The following is a 17293-nucleotide window of genomic DNA, read 5'->3' as shown; positions in this document are numbered from 1 at the left end:
CCGGATGCCGCATGACCTCCACTGCCGCTTTCCTCCGCTCCAGCCTGATCATGCTTGCCGTAGGCGTCCTGATCCTGCTCGGCATCGTCGGCTCCTCGCTCTGGCTTGTCCAGGCGAACCGCGAATATTCCGACGAGACGGCATCGCTGCGCCGGGTGCGCAGCGCCATCGTCGGCGTTTTGACCACCGTGCAGGACGCGGAAACCGGCCAGCGCGGTTATCTGCTGGCGAACGACATCGTTTACCTCGCGCCCTACACGACGGCGTTGGAAAGCCTGCCCAAACGCCGCCAGAACCTGATCGACAACGTCAAGTCGCAGCCGAGCTACGCGATGCAGCTCGACGCGCTGAACGAAGCGATCGACGGCAAGATGAACGAACTTGCCAAGACGGTCGCGCTGACGCGGGAAGGCAAGACCGCGGAGGCGGTGGCGGTCGTGCGTGACGATGCCGGACTTGTCTACATGAACAAGGTTCGTGCCATTCTCGGCGATTTCCTCGACCAGACCGACGGCCGCCTGCGGGTTCTGGTGGAAAAGCAGCTTTCGGCGGCCAGCACGCTGCAGATGGTGACGATCGGCGGCGCGCTGGCGATCCTCGTCGTCCTGGGCGGGGCGATCCTGATCATCGTCCAGCACGTGCGCGATCTCTCGCTCGCGACCAAGGAGGTCGAGCTGCTCAACGTCGGGCTCGAGGCGCGCGTAAACGAGCGCACCGAGGACCTGATGCGCGCCAACCAGGAAATCCAGCGTTTCGCCTATATCGTCACCCACGATCTCAGGGCGCCGCTGGTCAACATCATGGGCTTCCTGAGCGAGCTCGACACGGCCATGAAGGCGGTCTCGACCTATGTGCTCGCGGACAACAAGACGCTGGGCGAGCAGGATATCCAGGATGCGCGGATGGCGGTGGAGGAAGACCTTCCGGAAGCGCTCGGCTTCATCCGCTCATCCACGCGCAAGATGGATGCGCTGATCAACGCGATCCTGAAGATCTCCCGCGACGGGCGCCGCAAGCTGCAGCCTGAAAGAATCGACCTCAAGGCGATGATCGACACGGTCGCCGCCAATGTCCACCACCAGCTGGTGGAGACGGGCGGGACGACGGAAACCCGCGTCCGCATCGGCAACATCGTCAACGACCGCTTCTCGCTGGACCAGATCTTCGGCAACCTGTTCGACAACGCGGTCAAGTATCAAATGCCGGGACGGCCGCTGAAAATCGACGTCGATGCCTATCCCGATGGGCCCGGGCGTGTCAGGATCGACGTCAAGGACAATGGCCGCGGCATCGCCACCAATGATCTCGAACGGGTTTTCGAACTGTTTCGCCGGGCCGGCGAGCAGGATCAGCGCGGCGAAGGTATCGGCCTTGCGCATGTGCGTTCGTTAATCCGAAATTTGGGCGGAGACATTACGGTCCAATCCGAACTCGGAAAGGGCAGCACGTTCATTCTGACGTTGCCAGCGGACCTCACAAAAATCGTACGGAGTATGGAACTATGAAAGCGACCGGTCAGGAAGTCACGATCGTGATGATCGAGGATGACGAGGGCCATGCCCGTCTCATCGAAAAGAACGTGCGCCGCGCCGGCGTCAACAACGAGATCGTGCCGTTCACGCTCGGCAAGGGCGCGCTCGACTATATCCTCGGACCGGATCGCGACGGGCTGGTCAGCAAGGATCGCTATCTGCTGATCCTGCTCGATCTCAACCTGCCTGATATGTCCGGTCTCGACATTCTCGAGAAGATCAAGACCAACGAGCACACGCGCCGCCTGCCTGTCGTGGTTCTGACCACGACCGACGACGAGCGCGAAATCCAGAAGTGCTACGATCTCGGCGCCAACGTCTACATCACCAAGCCGGTGGATTATGACGGCTTCTCCACCGCGATCCGCAATCTCGGCCTGTTCTTCTCCGTCATCCAAGTTCCCTAACGAGTAGCCAAAATCTGTGCGCATCCTTTATGTCGATGATGATCCGGCCCTAGCCCGCCTTGCAACGCGGGTGCTTGCGCGCAGCGATTTTACAGTCGTCCATGCCCCGTCCATCGAGATCGGGCTCGAGCTGTTCGCGGCCGAGACCTTCGAGGCCGTCGTTCTCGACCATTATTTCGAGAACCAGACGGGCTTGAACTTTCTCGAGGCGATCGCCGAGATCGGCAAGCCGACGCCGGTTCTCTACGTCACCGGATCGAGCGACGCCGACGTCGCCATCCGGGCGCTGAAGGGCGGAGCGGCGGATTACGTCGTGAAGACGGCGACGGACGATTTCTTTCCGCTTCTGATCAGCGCGCTCAACCAGGCGATGGAGAATTCCCGGCTGCGCAGCGAGAAGCAAGAGGCCGACCGGCAGCTTGTCGTCGCCAAGGAGCGGGCGGAACTGCTGCTCGCGGAGATGAACCACCGTATCGCCAACAGCCTGTCGCTGGTTTCGGCGATGATCCGCATGCAGATGCAGATCGCCGGCAGCGAGGAGACGAAGACGGCGCTCAACGAGACGCAGAACCGCATCACGGCGATCGCCGGCGTGCATCGCAGCCTCTACACCTCGGAGATCATCGGCGAGGTCGAGCTCGACGTCTATCTCGGCCCCCTGCTCGCCGAACTGCATGGCAGCAGCACGATCGCCCGCGGCATCACGCTGAAATCGCAGCTTTGTAGGATCTCGACAACGGCCGACAAGGCGGTGGCGCTGGGTGTCATCCTGATCGAACTGGTGACCAACGCGACGAAATACGCCTACACGGCTGGCGCCGGCGAGGTGCGCGTCGTGCTTGATGCCACCGACGATGGTTTCGCGGTGCTTTCGGTCGAAGACGACGGGATCGGCTATGACCGCAGCGTCGGCCCGAAGGGAACAGGCCTCGGGACGCGGCTGATCAACGCCATGGGCACGACGCTCGGCGCCGAGATCAGCTACGGGCACGACGGCAAGGCTGATGGCACCTATGTCGCCGTTCGCTGGCAGCAGTAACACATCCCACTCTTGACATAGCTTGCGGCCGGTCGTCTGGCGGGCGCGCCGCAGGTATCGTTTGCTTCCTGCCGAAGACGCGCTAAACTTCGTTGGCTAACCGACGAAAAAGCTTAGGAGGAGCGATTTCATGAGACGGATGTGGCCCGAAGAGTTCAACTTCGTTCTGGACAACGCAGAAGAAGTGGCACTCGATCTTCCCGCGATAGAACATGAGGACGGCTCGCGCAGCGAGGCAATCAGCCGGCAAGCGTTAAAAGTCCGCATTCCGATGGAGGATTACGAGCGCATCTGGCCGCTGGCGGAAGCGCGCTACCGGCTCGACGGCAGAAACCTCGGCAAGGCGGTGACGCTGATCACCACCAATCCGCACTACCACGCCTGGCATCCCGCCGATGGCGGTACGGTCGACAACGTCACCGAGGGCGGACGCCACTTCACCACCAAATATGTGGTCGTGCACTTCCTGCTCGACGATGTGAGGGAGACGGCGGCGGCCTGAGCCGCCACCTTTTCCCATTCGCGGCGATCAGGCCGCGTCCAGCGCCTGGGTCAGATCGGCAATGAGATCGTCTGGATGCTCGATGCCGATCGACAGGCGGATGGTGGAATCCAGAACGCCGATCCTTTGACGCACATCGGCCGGAACGCCGGAGTGCGTCATCGTCGCCGGATGGCTGGCGAGCGATTCCGTGCCGCCCAGGCTGACGGCGAGCTTGAAGATCTGCAGCGCGTTGAGGAATTTGAACGAGGCCGGCTGACCGCCTTCGATATCGAAGGAAAAAGTCGATCCGGCGCCGGTGCATTGCGCGGCGAAGGTGCGGCCGAGCGGCGATGACGGCTCGTGATATGGAAGATAATGGATTTTCCTGACCTTCGGATGCGCGCGCAGGAAGTCCGCCACCGCGAGCGCGTTGTTGTTGGCGCGCTCCATGCGGATCTGCAACGTTTCCAGCGAGCGGCCGAGCATCCAGCAGGAGTGCGGATCGAGCTGCGTGCCGATCGCGCCTCTCAGCGCCTTGACCTGCTTCATGACAGCCTTGCTGCCGAGTGCGGCGCCGGCGATCAGGTCGGAGTGGCCGCCCACATATTTGGTCAGCGAATAGAGCGAGATGTCGGCGCCGTGCTCGATCGGGCGCTGGAAGACGGGACCGAGCAGCGTGTTGTCGCAGGCGACGATCGGCGTGTGGCCCTGCTTGGCGCCGATCATGTCGGCTATGCGGTGCATCATCGCGACATCGACAAGGCTGTTGGTCGGGTTCGCAGGGGTCTCCACGAGGATCATCGACACCCGGCCCTTGGCCATCGCCTGTTCGGCGGCGGCCCGCACCGATGTCTCGTCGACACCATCGGCGAAACCGACGGCCGCGACACCGAGATTGAGGAAGGTCTTGGCGAGCAAGGTTTCCGTGCCGCCATAGAGCGGTTGCGAGTGCAGCACCGCATCACCCGGGCGCACGAAGGCCAGCAGCGTAGTGGCGATGGCCGACATGCCGGACGAGAACAGCGCGCAGCTCTCCGTGCGCTCGTAGACGGCGAGGCGATCCTCGACGATCTCGCTGTTCGGATGATTGAAACGCGAATAGACGAGGCCGGCCCCCTGCCCCGCCGGCGGCTCGCGGCGGCCGGAGACATAATCGAAGAAATCGCGGCCATCCTCGGCGGACTTGAACACGAATGTCGAGGTCAGGAACACCGGCGGCTTGACCGCGCCCTCTGACAGTTCGGGATCGTAGCCATAGTTCAGCATCTGGGTTTCGGGATGCAGGGCGTGATTGCCGATATGGGTCTTGGAGGGATGCGGCGCGGTCATGGTCGTCTCCTGCTTCAAAGATGAATTGATAACGGCAAAATATATCGAAAAGCATGCGGTGTTATTGCTATTTGGAGCGCGGCTGCGATGTTGGAAGCAACATCGTGCGAGAGCGGAGAAGATTGCGTGCAGAAAGTTGCGGATGAGATGGACCGGCGGATTCTGAAGGAGCTCGCCGGCGACGCGCGGATTGCCAACAACGAACTCGCCGAGCGTGTCGGCCTTTCCGCCTCCGCCTGCCTGCGCCGCTTGCGGCGGCTCGAGGAGGCCGAGATCATCCAGGGATATACCGCGCTGATCGATCCCGCCGTCAACGGCTGGACGATGACGGCGCTCGCCTCGATCCGCCTCAGCCGCCAGCACGAGGACGAAATCCGGATGTTCGAGAATGCCGTGCGCGAATGGGACGAGGTGCTGGAATGCCATCTCGTCACCGGATCGCGGGATTACGTGCTCAAGGTGATGAGCTCGGGGCTCGACGACTACGAGCGCTTCGTCAAGGAGAAGATCGCGCGGCTGAAATGCGTCGACACGATCGAGACGAGCTTCGTGATGAACACGATCAAGGCGCGCCGGATCTAGCGCTTCGCCTCTCCCTCCTTGTCGGCCGACACGCGGCGGCAGCGGCGGTATCCGCCTGAGCCTGCTTGTACATTAGAAGACCGGTTTCGGCACGAAATCGGCCGTGGCACCCGCAAAAGTTAAAAAATCTCCACACCGGTTAACGGGTTATTTACCACGTTCCGTGAAAGGTGACGGTTGAGCATTGGTGTCCTGCATTCCTTCTTTCAAGTCTCGCGTTTTATGGAATGCGCGCCACACGTACAGCTTGAGGAAAGCCTAATTGAATATCCTCTTATGGACGATGCTCTCTGATCCGCATTCGTTGCGGCTCTGACGGAAAAGCCAATGATCGGCCCTGACGAGGGTGCGAACAGATAAGCGAGCAAGAAGATGAACGGATCGCGATCACATTCTCCCCGGCCTTCCGACAGGGCGTCGCTTGACGCGCTGAACCGCACGATCGAGGGATTGGAAGCACGGATCGAAGGCTTGATCGGCAGCGGGGTGCGCGAGCAGCGCAATCGCCCGCCGGCGCCCGAACGCGAAACCGCCCCCGCCAGCTACGCCCCGCGCGCGCCATACGCCGCCGCCGAGCCGCGTCCCGATCCGCTCGCCGAGATCCGCCAGCGCCAGCGCATGCTCGATGCGAGCCGCGAGCGTGCCGCCCGCGAGACCACTTCTTACGCACCCCGCGAGCAGGCGACGGCCTATGCGGCCCAGCCGGCTCCCGCACAGACGCCAGCGCCGCAGCCGCGCGCGGCCGTCCAGCCGCCGCAGGCACCCGTCGCCCATCCGCGTGGTGGCGAAGACACGATGACGGAAATCGCCCAGGCGCTCGTCAGCCTGCGCCAGGATTTGAAGCGCGATATCTCCGAGGGCGTCGCCCGCGAAATGGACGCACTGCGCGGCGAGCTGCGCGAGATCAAGGCGACGGCCGCCGACCGTCCTTTCGCCGAAGACATTCATGCCGACATGAGCCGGCTTGCCGACAGCATCAACCATCTGGCCGCGCGCTCGGAGACCTCGGAGGCCCATGGCCTGCGCGGCGAATTCGAAGACCTGCGCTCGCTGATGGACGGGCTGGCGCGCGAGGATTCGCTGCGCCACATGGACCAGCGCTGGGACGGCTTCGAAAACCAGCTGCACGCGATCGACACGTCAGGCCTGCAGGAAGAGCTGGTGGCGCTTGCCTACCGCCTCGACGATATCAAGCGCCATATCGGCGGCATGGGCGAGAGCCCGGCCGTCAAGGCACTCGAAGACAAGCTCATCTCCATCGCCACGGCGATGGAGCAGTTCGGCAGCATGATCCAGCCGCATGACCGGGCGATGTCCGAGCAGTTCGCGTCGATGGACAGCCGCCTCGACGAAATCAGCCGCGCGATCGCCGCGACCGGCCGTGCCGCGACGTCGGGCGACCCGGCCGCCATGCACCGCCTCGAGGGACGGTTGAGCGGCCTTGCCGAACAGATCGAGATGATGGGCCAGAGCGTGGCAAGCCGCGCGAGCCCGGCCGACGGTCTCGCCGAACGGCTGGAAGCCCTGACCGCGCGTGTCGAGGAAGTCGCCAATGCCGAGGCCACGTCGCGGCTCGACGAACGGCTCGAACATCTGGCCTTCCTGCTAGAGAAGAGCCAGCGGGCCGCTCCGCAGCCGGAACTGACCGGCGCGCTCGCCGATATCTCGCGCAAGATCGACGCGCTGGAGAACGGCGCCGTCAACGACGCGCTGGCGCAGCGCCTCGACTATCTCGCCCGCCGCATCGACGAGATGGAATTCCAGCCGCAGCAGGCGATCCAGACCCCTGTCGACGACGCCGCATTCCTGCGCATCGAGGACCGGCTGAGCGATATCGCCGCGCGTCTCGACGAAAGCTCGGCAGCGCCCGCGACCGACGCGAATGCGCTGCGCAATCTGGAAGACCAGATCGCCAATCTTTCCGCGCTGATGAGCGAGCCGCGCCCGAGCACCGAGATCGCCATCGATTTCGACCGCCGCATGGGCGCGATCGAAGACTATATGGCGACCAGCGACGAATATATCGTCGAAGCGGCCCGTCAGGCCGCCGAGGCGGTTGTCGAGGCCTATTCGCGCAATGGCGCCCTGACGGGCGGCGCTGCCGGCGTCGACATGTCGGCGCTCAACGCGCTGGCGGCCGATCTGCGTCATCTCGAGGATCTGAGCCGCAGCGGCGAGGAACGCACGCACAAGACGTTCCAGGCGCTGCACGAAACGCTGGTGCACATCGCCGACCGGCTGGACGACATGGAAAGCCGCACGGCCCGTCCGCCGGCGCGGATGCCGACCGCCGACGTCGATTTCAACGTCGATCCCTACGCGATGACGCAGGCCGGCGCCGAAGAGATCGAGAAGCCCGCCGTGTTCGGCACGCGCGTGCCGGAAGCGGTGCGCAAGACAGAAACCGCGCCAGAGCCGGCCGCGCCCGCGATCGCTCCATCCGACACCAGCGCCATTGCCATCGAGGCCGCCAGCAAGCCCGCCGCAGCCGCCAAGGGAAGCCTGCTCGTCAGCCTCGGCAAGCGCCTGCTGCCGTCGAAGAAGGCCAAGACCGGCGAACGCGCCGTCATCGACCCGGCTCCGTCGATCGATCCTGTTGACGTGATGCCGGCGGAAGCGGCCAACGAGCCGCTGGAGCCGGGTTCCGGCGCACCCGACGTCAAGAAGATCCTGGAACGCGTCCGCGCCAGCCAGAACGCGGCCCGCACCAATCCGAAACCGGAAAGCGATACGGATCGCGCCGACTATATCGCGGCCGCCCGCCGTGCCGCGCAGGCTGCCGCCCTCGAAGTCGACCCCAGCGGCAAGACCGCGTCGGTGAAGGGCGAGAAGAAGGCGAAGATCAAGGACCCGGCCAAGGAATCAGGCAAGGGCAGCGCGTTTTCGCGCTTCCGGCGTCCGATCCTGCTTGCCGTCGGCGCCGTGCTTCTGGCGATCATGGCGTTTCCGCTGGCCCGCACGCTGACGTCGGGCGCACCCGCGCCGACCGCGGAAGTGGCGGCGATCACCGACGGACAGAACGGAACTCTACCGGCCGACAGCGAAACCGCGCCTGAGCCTTCCGCGCCCGTCGCCGCAGCGCCGGAGGCACCTGCCGTGTCGACGCAGACCCCGCCGGTGACGGCGGACACCGCACCGGCGCCGACCGAGCCCGGCACGCCCGAGCGCCTGACCGAAGCCGCACCGCTCGGCGGCAGCGGCACGCTCTCGCCTTCCGGCGCTCCGCAGGACACATCGGCATTCACCGCCAACGACCCGGCACCATCGGCAGCCGCGACGGCGCCGACCGCCGAGATCGCCGTCCCCGACACGATCCAGCCAAAGTCGCTCTCGGATGCGGCAAAGTCCGGCGATCCGCTGGCGCTGTTTGAAATCGGCGCACGCTACAGCGAAGGCCGCGCGGGCGTGACCGCCGATGCGAACCAGGCGCTGAACTGGTATCAGCTGGCGGCCGACAGAGGCTTCGCACCGGCGCAATACCGCCTGGGCAGCATGTACGAGAAGGGCAACGGCGTTGCCCGCGACGCCGACAAGGCCAAGCAGTTCTACGAACAAGCCGCGAGCCAGGGCAACGCGAACGCGATGCACAATCTCGCCGTGCTCTACGCCTCCGGCGCGCTTGGGCAGCAGGATTATTCGGCAGCGGCCAACTGGTTCACAAAGGCCGCCAACCTCGGCATCACCGACAGCCAGTTCAACCTGGCGATCCTGTGCGCTCGCGGCAACGGCGTGCCGCAGGACCTGACGGAATCCTACAAGTGGTTCGCGATCGCGGCCAAGGGCGGCGACAAGGACGCTTCGCAGAAGCGCGACGAAGTGGCCAATGCCATGAAGCCGGATCAGCTGGAAAAGGCTCGCGCCAAGGCGGATCTCTGGAAGGCCGAGCCGCTCGACAACAAGGCCAACGGCATCCAGGTTCCAGACGAATGGGCCGGCACCGGCGCCGGCATCAAGACATCCAGCGTCGACATGAAGCGGGCGATCCGCAACATCCAGGCGATCCTGAACAATAACGGTTTCGACGCCGGCCAGCCGGACGGTGAAATGGGAACCAAGACGGTTGCCGCGATCAAGAGCTTCCAGAAGTCGATCGGCCAGGAGCCGAGCGGCAAGATCAACGACGCGACCGTCAAGGCGCTGCTGGAACGCAACAAGGCGCCATCGACCAAGGCCTGATCGAGCAAGGGCTCGCTACATATCCCCCGCGAACCGTCGTTCGCGGGGGATTTTCGTTTGATTGAAGATCGCCTGGCCAAATGCCTTTCGCCGGCGCGGGTTTAGTCCGGCATGATCAGCGAGCGGTGGGCGGCAACGCCGGCCATCACGCCCGCGGCCGAGGCCATGGTCGCATTGGCCATCGCGACCGCCGCATCGCCGGCGGCATAGACGCCCTTGACCGTGGTCTGCTGAAAATTGTCGACGCGGATGAAGGGGCCGGTGGGACCGGCTTCCAGCGCGCAGCCGAGCTGCTCGGCAAGGGGGCTCACGAGATGCGTCTTCGGCGCGACGAACAGGCCGCCGAGCGGCACGACGCGGCCGTCCTTGAGCCGGACGGCTTCCAGCTTCGTCTGTTCTCCCAGCAACTCGACGACCGGGCTGCGGACGACGACGACGCCGCGCGCATCGAGCAACGCCGCCTGCTCGGGATCCGGCTCCCATTCTCCTTGCGTGAAATAGGTGGTCGGCCCCCAATCCGGGATCATCTGCGCCTGATGGACCGACATCGGGCCGCCGGCAAGCACGCCGAGCGGCTGGTCGGCGACTTCGTAGCCATGGCAATAGGGGCAATGCATCACGGTCTTGCCCCAGCGCTGTTGCAATCCATCGATATCGGGAAGCTCGTCGCGAACACCGGTGGCGAGAACGACGCGGGCGGCGCGCAGCGTTTCGCCATCGGCAAGCGTCAGCGAGAACACATCCCCTTGCCTGCCGATGTCGGTCGCTTCACCCTCCAGCTGCGTCACCGTCCTGTAGAGGGCGAGCTGGCGTGACGCCTCGGCGATGATTGCCTCGGGCGCCTTTCCATCCTGGCCGAGAAAGCCGTGGGATGCGGCGGCGAAGCGATTGCGCGGCTTGCGGCCGTCGACGACCAGCACGTTGCGGCGGGCGCGGGCGAGTTGCATGGCGGCGGACTGGCCGGCGAAACTGCCGCCGACAATGATGACATCGTAAATCATGACGTGCTCCTATCTTTCGCATCTTCATATGTTACATAAAAGCCTGTCGTCAAGACACGTAACCTATCTTGTTACAAATGATCGCCGGCGTTACACTGCTCGCAACAGGAGTAAGCGAATGAGACGCGACAGCCGCCTTTCGCGCATGCTGCACGTGCTGATCCACATGGACCGGCACTACAAGCGCGCGACATCGGAAACCATTTCGAAAATGCTCGGCACCAACGCGGTCGTCGTCCGGCGGACCATGGCGGGCCTGCGCGACAGCGGCTATGTCCGATCCGAGCAGGGCCATGGCGGCGGCTGGGAGCTCGCCCGCGGCCTCGACCAGATCACGCTGTTCGACATCTACGAAGCGATCGGCAAGCCGCCGCTGTTTGCGATCGGACCATCGGTCGATCAACCGGAATGCCTGGTGGAACAGGCCGTCGATGCGAAACTCGGCGATGCGCTGAAGGAGGCCGAGGCCTTGCTGCTCGAGCGTCTTCGCACCATCACCATCGCCGACATCGCGGCCGACTTCGACCGGCGCATGCCGGAGGGGCGATGCAATATTCACACGGAACAATCGGCATCCGCCTGAATCTACGCGAAAGGCGCGGATCTTTTGCGGAAGCTGGCCGACAGCACTTGATCCATTGCCGACCGATCATTTAAGCCTTGGCGACGCCGGGGAGAGGCTTCGGGCAGCGCAGGGATTTATCGCATCATGGAAATATTCACATCCGCCGGCTTGCTGGCGCTTCTGCAGGTCATCGTCATCGACCTGGTCCTGGCCGGCGACAATGCCGTCGTTATCGGGCTCGCGGCCGCGGGCCTTGCCCCCGATCAGCGCAAGAAGGCCATTCTGGTCGGTATCATTGCCGCCACCGTGCTGCGTATCGCGCTTGCCAGCGTCACCGTGCAGTTGCTTGAAATCATCGGCCTGCTGCTCGCGGGCGGTATCCTGCTTCTGTGGGTCTGCTGGAAGATGTGGCGGGAAATCCGCGCCAACAGCGCCCAGGACGCCGAAGGGCAGAATGGCGAGGGCACACAGGCGCCACGCAAGACCTTCTTCCAGGCCGCGACGCAGATCGTCATCGCCGACGTGTCGATGTCGCTCGACAACGTGCTCGCGGTCGCCGGCGCGGCCCGCGAACATCCGACCGTGCTGGTCATCGGCCTGATCCTGTCGATCGCGATGATGGGTATTGCCGCGAACTTCATCGCGCGCCTCCTCAACCGCTATCACTGGATCGCCTATGTCGGCCTGGCGATCATCCTCTATGTCGCCTTGAACATGATCTATCGCGGCACGCTGGAAGTCTGGCCGTACATGGCAGCGGCAACCGGCGGCTGACGCCCGCGGCCCCTTTTCAGGGGCCGTTCACGAGTTTCAGGATGAGCGCCTGCACATTGCCGCCGTCGCTCATCTCCACTCTATCGAAATCGCGGCCGCGCTGGCGCTGCCTCGCGGATATCTCGCCGAGGCGCTCAGTGAGGTTGGCGCGTATCTTGCCGCAGTCGGGATCGTCGGGCGCGGAAAAGCCGAGGCTCAGCGTCTCGATCTCCTTCACCATGTCGACGATGGTGTCCCCGTGCACGCGCTCATGCGTGCGGATGGCCTCGATGAAGCTGTTCCAGCCGGCCTGAACCGATGGCGAGAGCCGGGCGGACGGCTTGGGCAATGTGTAGATGATCGTCAGCTTCGGCCTGGCCACCGTCAGCTTGCAGGCGTTATCCGGCTGCCGCTCGTATTTGCGCGTCCATGTCAGCTTGAAGGTAGTGTGGGCGATGACCCGCGCCTGACCGCCGACCTCGGGACCGCGCTCGCCGATCGAGCGGTAGAGCTCGGCGCCGGTCGTGCCGGTTATGGCGTAGTTGCGCACGTCTTCGACCGGCTTCCACTGCGCCGATGCCACGGCCGGCATCGACGCGATCAGCGCGCCGAGCGTCAACTTTCGAATCGCTGATCTCACATGGTCCCCCGTATCTCGTTGGCGCGGCCAATCTAGAGAGCCGCCGTCCGCCGTTCAATCGCGCCAGCGGACGTTCAGCCGATCTTCACCGCCCTCCTTGGCACTTGCGGCGGACAGTGTGCCGCGATTGTCACAAAACCTGAAAAAAGCCTGATTAATCAGAATTCTTCGCGTATTGAGGAGACACGGTGTCGCTGATCGAAAGCCTATCGCAACGATTTCGGGCTACGGTGTCTCATTCGCACAAGATGTGGGGAAGGGAACGGCCCGTGGGGTCGTGCGCAAATCGGGGTCGGCTGTGACAATCTATCTGCCCATCGCAGAATTGTCGGTGAACATTTTCATCATCCTCGGCATGGGTGCGGCCGTCGGCTTCCTGTCCGGCATGTTCGGCGTCGGCGGCGGCTTTCTCATCACACCGCTTCTGATCTTCTATAACATCCCCCCCGTCGTCGCCGTCGCCACCGGCGCCAACCAGGTGGTGGCCTCGTCGATTTCGGGCGCACTCACCCATTTCAGGCGCGGAACGCTGGATGTGAAGCTCGGCTCGGTGCTTCTGGTGGGCGGCCTGGCGGGCGCGACAGTCGGCATATGGGTGTTTTCGCTGCTGCGCCGGATCGGCCAGCTCGATCTGATCATCTCGCTGATGTACGTGCTGTTCCTCGGTACGGTCGGCGGGCTGATGCTGTTTGAAAGCATCAACGCCATGCGGCGGGCGTCGAAGAACATTCCGCCGGCGCCGCGCCGGCCGGGGCACCACCACTGGGTTCATCGCCTGCCGCTGAAAATGCGGTTCAAGAAATCGAAGATCTTTCTCAGTGTCATCCCGATCATAGCGCTCGGCTTTGGCATCGGCATCTTGACGTCGGTCATGGGCGTGGGCGGCGGGTTCATCATGGTGCCGGCGATGATCTATCTGCTGCGCATTCCGACCAACGTCGTCGTCGGGACCTCGCTGTTCCAGATCATCTTCGTCACCGCCTATACAACGGTGGTGCAGGCAGCGACCAACTTCTCGGTCGATATCGTGCTTGCCTTCATCCTGATGATCGCCGGCGTGATCGGCGCGCAATACGGCGTCCGAGTCGGCCAGAAGCTGCGCGGTGAACAGCTGCGCGCGCTGCTCGGCCTTTTGGTTCTGGCCGTCGGCCTTCGCCTGGCCGTCGCGCTGGTCGTCACACCGAGCGACATCTATTCGGTCGCGATAGGTGGCAACTGATGCGTCGTCTGCTGCGCGCCCTGCTCTTCTCCCTGATGCTGCCAACGGCCGCCGGCGCGCAGATGCTGCTGCCGGGACAGGCAACGCAGCCGATTGCCGAAGGGCTGGAAATCGGCACCTCGACCAGCGAGATCGCCATCACCTCCGATTTTCACGGGGCGGATCTGACGATCTTCGGAGCCTTGACCAATACCGACAGCCTGCTGCTGGCGATTGGCCAATATGACGTGGTCGTGGTGCTGGAAGGCCCGCGCGACAATGCCACCGTGCGCAAGAAGGAACGGGTGTTCGGAATCTGGGTCAACACGCGTTCGATGACATTCGAGACGGTGCCAAATTCCTATTCGATGTCGAGCTCGCGCATGCTCAACGATGTAACGACGCCGCTCGATCTGACCGATCGCGGTATCGGCATCGACCACATTCCGCTGACGCCCATGGGCTTTCTCGGCAATGCCAGCAATGTCGGCGAATTCCGCGATGCCTATCGTCGGCTGCAGGAACGCAGCGGCCTTTACGTCCGCGATCCGAGCGGCGTGCGCTTCGTCAGCTCCAACCTGTTCAAGGCCAGCCTGCGACTGCCCGCCAACATTCCAAACGGCGTGCATACGGTTCGCGCCTATCTGTTCAAGAGCGGCAAGTTCGTCACCGAGAAATCGGCGCCGTTGCGCGTGATCAAGACCGGCATCGAGCAGACGATCACCGATGCCGCGCACGAGCAGCCCATACTCTACGGCCTGTTCGCCGTGTTTCTGGCGGTCGTTACCGGCTGGGGCGCCAGCGTGATGTTCCGCAAGGAGTAATCGATCACAGATCGCGATCGGTCTTTTCCGGCGACGGCGAGCCCCGCCCCGCTCTCGCCACAAGATGATCACGGCTTCGTCATTGTCTAAAAACCGACCATTAAGATTTACCGGTTAGTAATCTATCCGACGTCGAGAGGTTTCAGTCATGCGTATCCGTACTCTCCTTGCCGTCGCCATGCTGGCTGTGCTTGCCGGCTGCGCGACCGCGCCCAAACAGACCCGGAACATCTGCGCGGTGTTCGACCAGCGCGACGGGGTGTTCACCAGCTGGCAGCGCTCCGCCGAGAAGGCCGAGAAGAAATACGGCGTGCCGGTGCCGATCCTGATGGCGACGATGTACACGGAATCGGGCTTCCAGCCGAACGCGCGGCCGCCGCGCACGAAGCTGTTCGGCTTCATCCCGTGGAAACGGCAATCGACCGCCTACGGCTATTCGCAGGCGCTCAACGGCACCTGGGATCACTACCAGTCGGCAACCGGAAACTGGAGCGCGCGGCGCACCAACTTCGCCGACGCGATCGATTTCATCGGCTGGTATCACTCGCAGAACAGCCAGACGACGGGCATCCAGCTCAACGACGCCTACAGCCTCTACCTCGCCTACTATTCCGGTCCGAAGGGATATATGCGCGGCGACTGGCGCTCGAACCCGAAGCTGCAGAAGACGGCGCAGCGCTTCTCCAACATGGCGGCGACCTATCAGCAGCAGTTGCAGGGCGGCTGCAGCTGACTTGAATGACAAAGGGCCGGCGATCGCCGCCGGCCCTGTCCACATTCACATCGATATCAGGCGGCCCTGGCCGTCTTGTCGATCGGGTGCTGGGCGCGGAAGCCGACGGCCAGGCGGTTCCAGACATTGATGGCGCCGATGGCAACCGTGATGTTCATCATCTCGGCTTCGCTGAAATGCGCCTTCAGCGCCTCATAATCGGCATCGGGCGCACCCGTCTGGGCGACCTTGGTGACAGCATCGACCCAGCCGAGCAGCGCGCGTTCGCGTTCGTCGTAGACCGGCGATTCATGCCAGACGCACATGAGGTTGATCCACTGTTCGCTCAGGCCGTCGTGGCGGGCTTCCTTGACGTGCATGTCGACGCAATAGGCACAGCCGTTGATCTGCGAGGCCCGCAGCTTGATCAGGTGGATGAAGCGGCGCTCGAGGCCGGACTTCTGGACGTAATCCTCAAGCGCGAGCACGGCCTTGTAGGCTTCGGGTGCGGCCTTGGCGAAATTGAAACGCGGTTGCATGGCACTTTCTCCTTTGATGGCTCAGCGAGCCGTTCGACGTTCATGCAGTTCCAGGAACGCGCAGCTTCTGGCTGCGATCGTCCCGTCGTCGATCTCCGCCAGTTCGGCGCCGAGATCGGCAATGGTGGTCTTGGCAAGCTCGGCGCGATAGACGCGCTCGGCCTTCAGCATCGCCGCCGAGATGTTGCACGGCTTGGCAAAGAAGCGGTCCGGCGCCGGGTTCGGTCCGCGCTGGCGAATTTCGTTGCAGCGAAAGGCAGGTGCAGGCCCTTCGACGGCGAGCACGATATCGAGCAGCGTGATCTTCTCCGCCGGCCTCGCAAGGCGATAGCCGCCCTTCGGGCCGGGCACGGTATGGAGGATGCCGCCGCCGGAGAGCGCCTGAAGGTGCTTCAACAGATAGCTGGTCGAGACACCGTGAAACTCCGCGAGCGCGGCCGCCGAAAGCACCCCGCCCTCGGAAAGGCCCGAGAGCATCGCCACGCTGTGAATGGCCTGTTCGACACCGTCTCCGAGTTTCATGCGACCGCCTCCTCAATTCATGGATAAAATATATCCATGAATATCCTGCGCGTCAATCGTCTTTCCGAGGCGTCGCGATTGCGCCCGATGCGGTAGACTTTCGGCTTATTCAGCGAAGGCTTGTGAAGCGATTGGGATCAGCTAAGGTTGCAGTGTCAAAACACTCCAAAAGGGAACATCAATGAAAAAGACGATCTTCCTCACGGCCGCGGCGCTTCTCGCCACGACGCATCTGGCGTCGGCCGAAGACACCATCCGGATCGCGACCGAGGGCGCCTATCCACCCTTCAACTACGTGGAGTCGGACGGCAGCCTGAAGGGGCTCGACGTCGACATGGCCAAGGCGCTGTGCGAGGAGATGAAGGCCAAGTGCACGATCGTCGCCCAGGATTGGGACGGCATCATCCCCGGGCTGCTGGCCAAGAAATACGACGCGATCATCGCCTCGATGAGCATCACCGAGGAACGCAAGAAGCAGATCGACTTCACCAACAAATACTACACGACGCCGCTTGCCGTCGCCGTGCCCAAGGACAGCCCGATCAAGGGTGTCTCCGTCGAGGACATGAAGGGCAAGGTGGTCGGCGCGCAGGCATCGACGACGCAGGCCAATTATACCAGCGACGTCTACGCCAAGGGCGGCGCCGAGGCGAAGCTCTACCCGACGCAGGACGAGGCAGTGGCCGACCTGCAGAACGGCCGCACCGATGCGCTGGTCTCCGACAAGTTCGTGGTCGTCGACTGGCTGAACAAGGCCGGCAAGGATTGCTGCAAGCTCCTCGGCGACGTGCCCGGAACAGAGACGCAGGCCGGTATCGGCATCCGCAAGGGCGAGACCGAGTTGAAGGAGCGCTTCAACAAGGCGATCGACGCGCTGGTTGCCAACGGCACCTACCAGAAGATCACCAAGCAGTATTTCCCCTTCGACATCTACTGATCGATCGCGTGGCCAAAGTGCGAGGCCCCCTCAGGCTTCGCACTTTTCGCCGA

General features: G+C 63.5%; 17 protein-coding genes. 12 read left to right on the top strand and 5 right to left on the bottom strand.

Annotated features, from left to right (window positions below):
- The first annotated feature begins 11 nt into the window (after window positions 1–11).
- The 4 genes from GGQ67_RS18050 (at window position 12) to GGQ67_RS18035 (ending at window position 3480) form a co-directional block, all read left to right on the top strand.
- The gene (locus tag GGQ67_RS18050; protein WP_183901516.1) at window positions 12–1505 is read left to right on the top strand and encodes a sensor histidine kinase; all 1494 of its coding nucleotides are present in this window, start codon (window positions 12–14) and stop codon (window positions 1503–1505) included.
- The gene (locus GGQ67_RS18045; protein WP_183901515.1) at window positions 1502–1939 is read left to right on the top strand and encodes a response regulator; all 438 of its coding nucleotides are present in this window, start codon (window positions 1502–1504) and stop codon (window positions 1937–1939) included. The genes GGQ67_RS18050 and GGQ67_RS18045 overlap by 4 nt, the downstream gene beginning before the upstream one ends.
- Window positions 1940–1955: 16 nt before the next feature.
- Window positions 1956–2978 (top strand): histidine kinase dimerization/phosphoacceptor domain -containing protein, encoded by a 1023-nt coding sequence (locus tag GGQ67_RS18040; protein WP_183901514.1) that lies wholly within the window; start codon window positions 1956–1958, stop codon window positions 2976–2978.
- Window positions 2979–3108: 130 nt separating this feature from the next.
- Complete coding sequence (locus tag GGQ67_RS18035; RefSeq protein WP_183901513.1) at window positions 3109–3480, top strand: hypothetical protein; 372 nt, start codon at window positions 3109–3111, stop codon at window positions 3478–3480.
- A gap of 27 nt (window positions 3481–3507) precedes the next feature.
- On the opposite strand, the gene GGQ67_RS18030 is transcribed toward GGQ67_RS18035, so the two are convergent.
- A complete protein-coding gene (locus GGQ67_RS18030) occupies window positions 3508–4791 on the bottom strand; it encodes a cystathionine gamma-synthase family protein (RefSeq protein ID WP_183901512.1) in 1284 nt (427 codons plus the stop codon).
- Between the two features lie 147 nt (window positions 4792–4938).
- Here GGQ67_RS18030 and GGQ67_RS18025 point away from each other — a divergent pair, with 147 nt between their 5' ends.
- Window positions 4939–5373: an Lrp/AsnC family transcriptional regulator gene (locus GGQ67_RS18025; RefSeq protein WP_246400234.1), complete on the top strand. Its 435-nt coding sequence runs from the start codon at window positions 4939–4941 to the stop codon at window positions 5371–5373.
- Between the two features lie 372 nt (window positions 5374–5745).
- Complete coding sequence (locus GGQ67_RS18020) at window positions 5746–9549, top strand: SEL1-like repeat protein (protein ID WP_183901510.1); 3804 nt, start codon at window positions 5746–5748, stop codon at window positions 9547–9549.
- Between the two features lie 101 nt (window positions 9550–9650).
- Here the strand turns inward: GGQ67_RS18020 and GGQ67_RS18015 are convergent, their stop codons facing one another.
- Complete coding sequence (locus GGQ67_RS18015) at window positions 9651–10550, bottom strand: NAD(P)/FAD-dependent oxidoreductase (protein ID WP_183901509.1); 900 nt, start codon at window positions 10548–10550, stop codon at window positions 9651–9653.
- Between the two features lie 118 nt (window positions 10551–10668).
- Here GGQ67_RS18015 and GGQ67_RS18010 point away from each other — a divergent pair, with 118 nt between their 5' ends.
- Both GGQ67_RS18010 and GGQ67_RS18005 read left to right on the top strand, forming a co-directional pair.
- A complete protein-coding gene (locus GGQ67_RS18010; RefSeq protein ID WP_183901508.1) occupies window positions 10669–11133 on the top strand; it encodes an RrF2 family transcriptional regulator in 465 nt (154 codons plus the stop codon).
- Between the two features lie 126 nt (window positions 11134–11259).
- Entirely contained in the window at window positions 11260–11889 is a 630-nt protein-coding gene (locus tag GGQ67_RS18005; protein ID WP_183901507.1) for a TerC family protein, read from the top strand.
- A 16-nt stretch (window positions 11890–11905) separates the two neighbouring features.
- Here the strand turns inward: GGQ67_RS18005 and GGQ67_RS18000 are convergent, their stop codons facing one another.
- Entirely contained in the window at window positions 11906–12460 is a 555-nt protein-coding gene (locus GGQ67_RS18000) for a DUF922 domain-containing Zn-dependent protease (RefSeq protein WP_183901579.1), read from the bottom strand.
- Window positions 12461–12806: 346 nt separating this feature from the next.
- Here GGQ67_RS18000 and GGQ67_RS17995 point away from each other — a divergent pair, with 346 nt between their 5' ends.
- The 3 genes from GGQ67_RS17995 (at window position 12807) to GGQ67_RS17985 (ending at window position 15263) form a co-directional block, all read left to right on the top strand.
- A complete protein-coding gene (locus GGQ67_RS17995; RefSeq protein ID WP_183901506.1) occupies window positions 12807–13727 on the top strand; it encodes a TSUP family transporter in 921 nt (306 codons plus the stop codon).
- The gene (locus GGQ67_RS17990) at window positions 13727–14530 is read left to right on the top strand and encodes a TIGR02186 family protein (RefSeq protein WP_183901505.1); all 804 of its coding nucleotides are present in this window, start codon (window positions 13727–13729) and stop codon (window positions 14528–14530) included. The genes GGQ67_RS17995 and GGQ67_RS17990 overlap by 1 nt, the downstream gene beginning before the upstream one ends.
- 148 nt (window positions 14531–14678) lie before the next feature.
- A complete protein-coding gene (locus GGQ67_RS17985) occupies window positions 14679–15263 on the top strand; it encodes a transglycosylase SLT domain-containing protein (protein ID WP_183901504.1) in 585 nt (194 codons plus the stop codon).
- A gap of 56 nt (window positions 15264–15319) precedes the next feature.
- Here GGQ67_RS17985 and GGQ67_RS17980 read toward each other — a convergent pair whose 3' ends face one another.
- Complete coding sequence (locus GGQ67_RS17980; RefSeq protein WP_183901503.1) at window positions 15320–15781, bottom strand: carboxymuconolactone decarboxylase family protein; 462 nt, start codon at window positions 15779–15781, stop codon at window positions 15320–15322.
- A gap of 21 nt (window positions 15782–15802) precedes the next feature.
- Window positions 15803–16303: an RrF2 family transcriptional regulator gene (locus GGQ67_RS17975; protein WP_183901502.1), complete on the bottom strand. Its 501-nt coding sequence runs from the start codon at window positions 16301–16303 to the stop codon at window positions 15803–15805.
- A gap of 181 nt (window positions 16304–16484) precedes the next feature.
- On the opposite strand from GGQ67_RS17975, the gene GGQ67_RS17970 reads away from it, so the two are divergent.
- Window positions 16485–17240: an ABC transporter substrate-binding protein gene (locus GGQ67_RS17970; RefSeq protein WP_183901501.1), complete on the top strand. Its 756-nt coding sequence runs from the start codon at window positions 16485–16487 to the stop codon at window positions 17238–17240.
- The last annotated feature ends 53 nt before the right edge of the window (window positions 17241–17293 follow it).

The sequence above is a fragment of the Rhizobium metallidurans genome (genome assembly GCF_014196505.1).
Lineage (GTDB): Bacteria > Pseudomonadota > Alphaproteobacteria > Rhizobiales > Rhizobiaceae > Rhizobium > Rhizobium metallidurans.
This window is presented reverse-complemented; position numbering and strand designations above follow the sequence as displayed.

Bases quoted from the DNA above. Each gene is read 5' to 3' on its own strand.
- GGQ67_RS18000 (WP_183901579.1), bottom strand. From the start codon at position 12,460: ATGCCGGCCGTGGCATCGGCGCAGTGGAAGCCGGTCGAAGACGTGCGC.
- GGQ67_RS17970 (WP_183901501.1), top strand. From the start codon at position 16,485: ATGAAAAAGACGATCTTCCTCACGGCCGCGGCGCTTCTCGCCACGACG.
- GGQ67_RS18035 (WP_183901513.1), top strand. From the start codon at position 3,109: ATGAGACGGATGTGGCCCGAAGAGTTCAACTTCGTTCTGGACAACGCA.
- GGQ67_RS18010 (WP_183901508.1), top strand. From the start codon at position 10,669: ATGAGACGCGACAGCCGCCTTTCGCGCATGCTGCACGTGCTGATCCAC.
- GGQ67_RS17985 (WP_183901504.1), top strand. From the start codon at position 14,679: ATGCGTATCCGTACTCTCCTTGCCGTCGCCATGCTGGCTGTGCTTGCC.
- GGQ67_RS18005 (WP_183901507.1), top strand. From the start codon at position 11,260: ATGGAAATATTCACATCCGCCGGCTTGCTGGCGCTTCTGCAGGTCATC.
- GGQ67_RS18025 (WP_246400234.1), top strand. From the start codon at position 4,939: ATGGACCGGCGGATTCTGAAGGAGCTCGCCGGCGACGCGCGGATTGCC.
- GGQ67_RS18020 (WP_183901510.1), top strand. From the start codon at position 5,746: ATGAACGGATCGCGATCACATTCTCCCCGGCCTTCCGACAGGGCGTCG.
- GGQ67_RS18030 (WP_183901512.1), bottom strand. From the start codon at position 4,791: ATGACCGCGCCGCATCCCTCCAAGACCCATATCGGCAATCACGCCCTG.
- GGQ67_RS18050 (WP_183901516.1), top strand. From the start codon at position 12: ATGACCTCCACTGCCGCTTTCCTCCGCTCCAGCCTGATCATGCTTGCC.
- GGQ67_RS17975 (WP_183901502.1), bottom strand. From the start codon at position 16,303: ATGAAACTCGGAGACGGTGTCGAACAGGCCATTCACAGCGTGGCGATG.
- GGQ67_RS18015 (WP_183901509.1), bottom strand. From the start codon at position 10,550: ATGATTTACGATGTCATCATTGTCGGCGGCAGTTTCGCCGGCCAGTCC.
- GGQ67_RS17980 (WP_183901503.1), bottom strand. From the start codon at position 15,781: ATGCAACCGCGTTTCAATTTCGCCAAGGCCGCACCCGAAGCCTACAAG.
- GGQ67_RS18045 (WP_183901515.1), top strand. From the start codon at position 1,502: ATGAAAGCGACCGGTCAGGAAGTCACGATCGTGATGATCGAGGATGAC.
- GGQ67_RS17990 (WP_183901505.1), top strand. From the start codon at position 13,727: ATGCGTCGTCTGCTGCGCGCCCTGCTCTTCTCCCTGATGCTGCCAACG.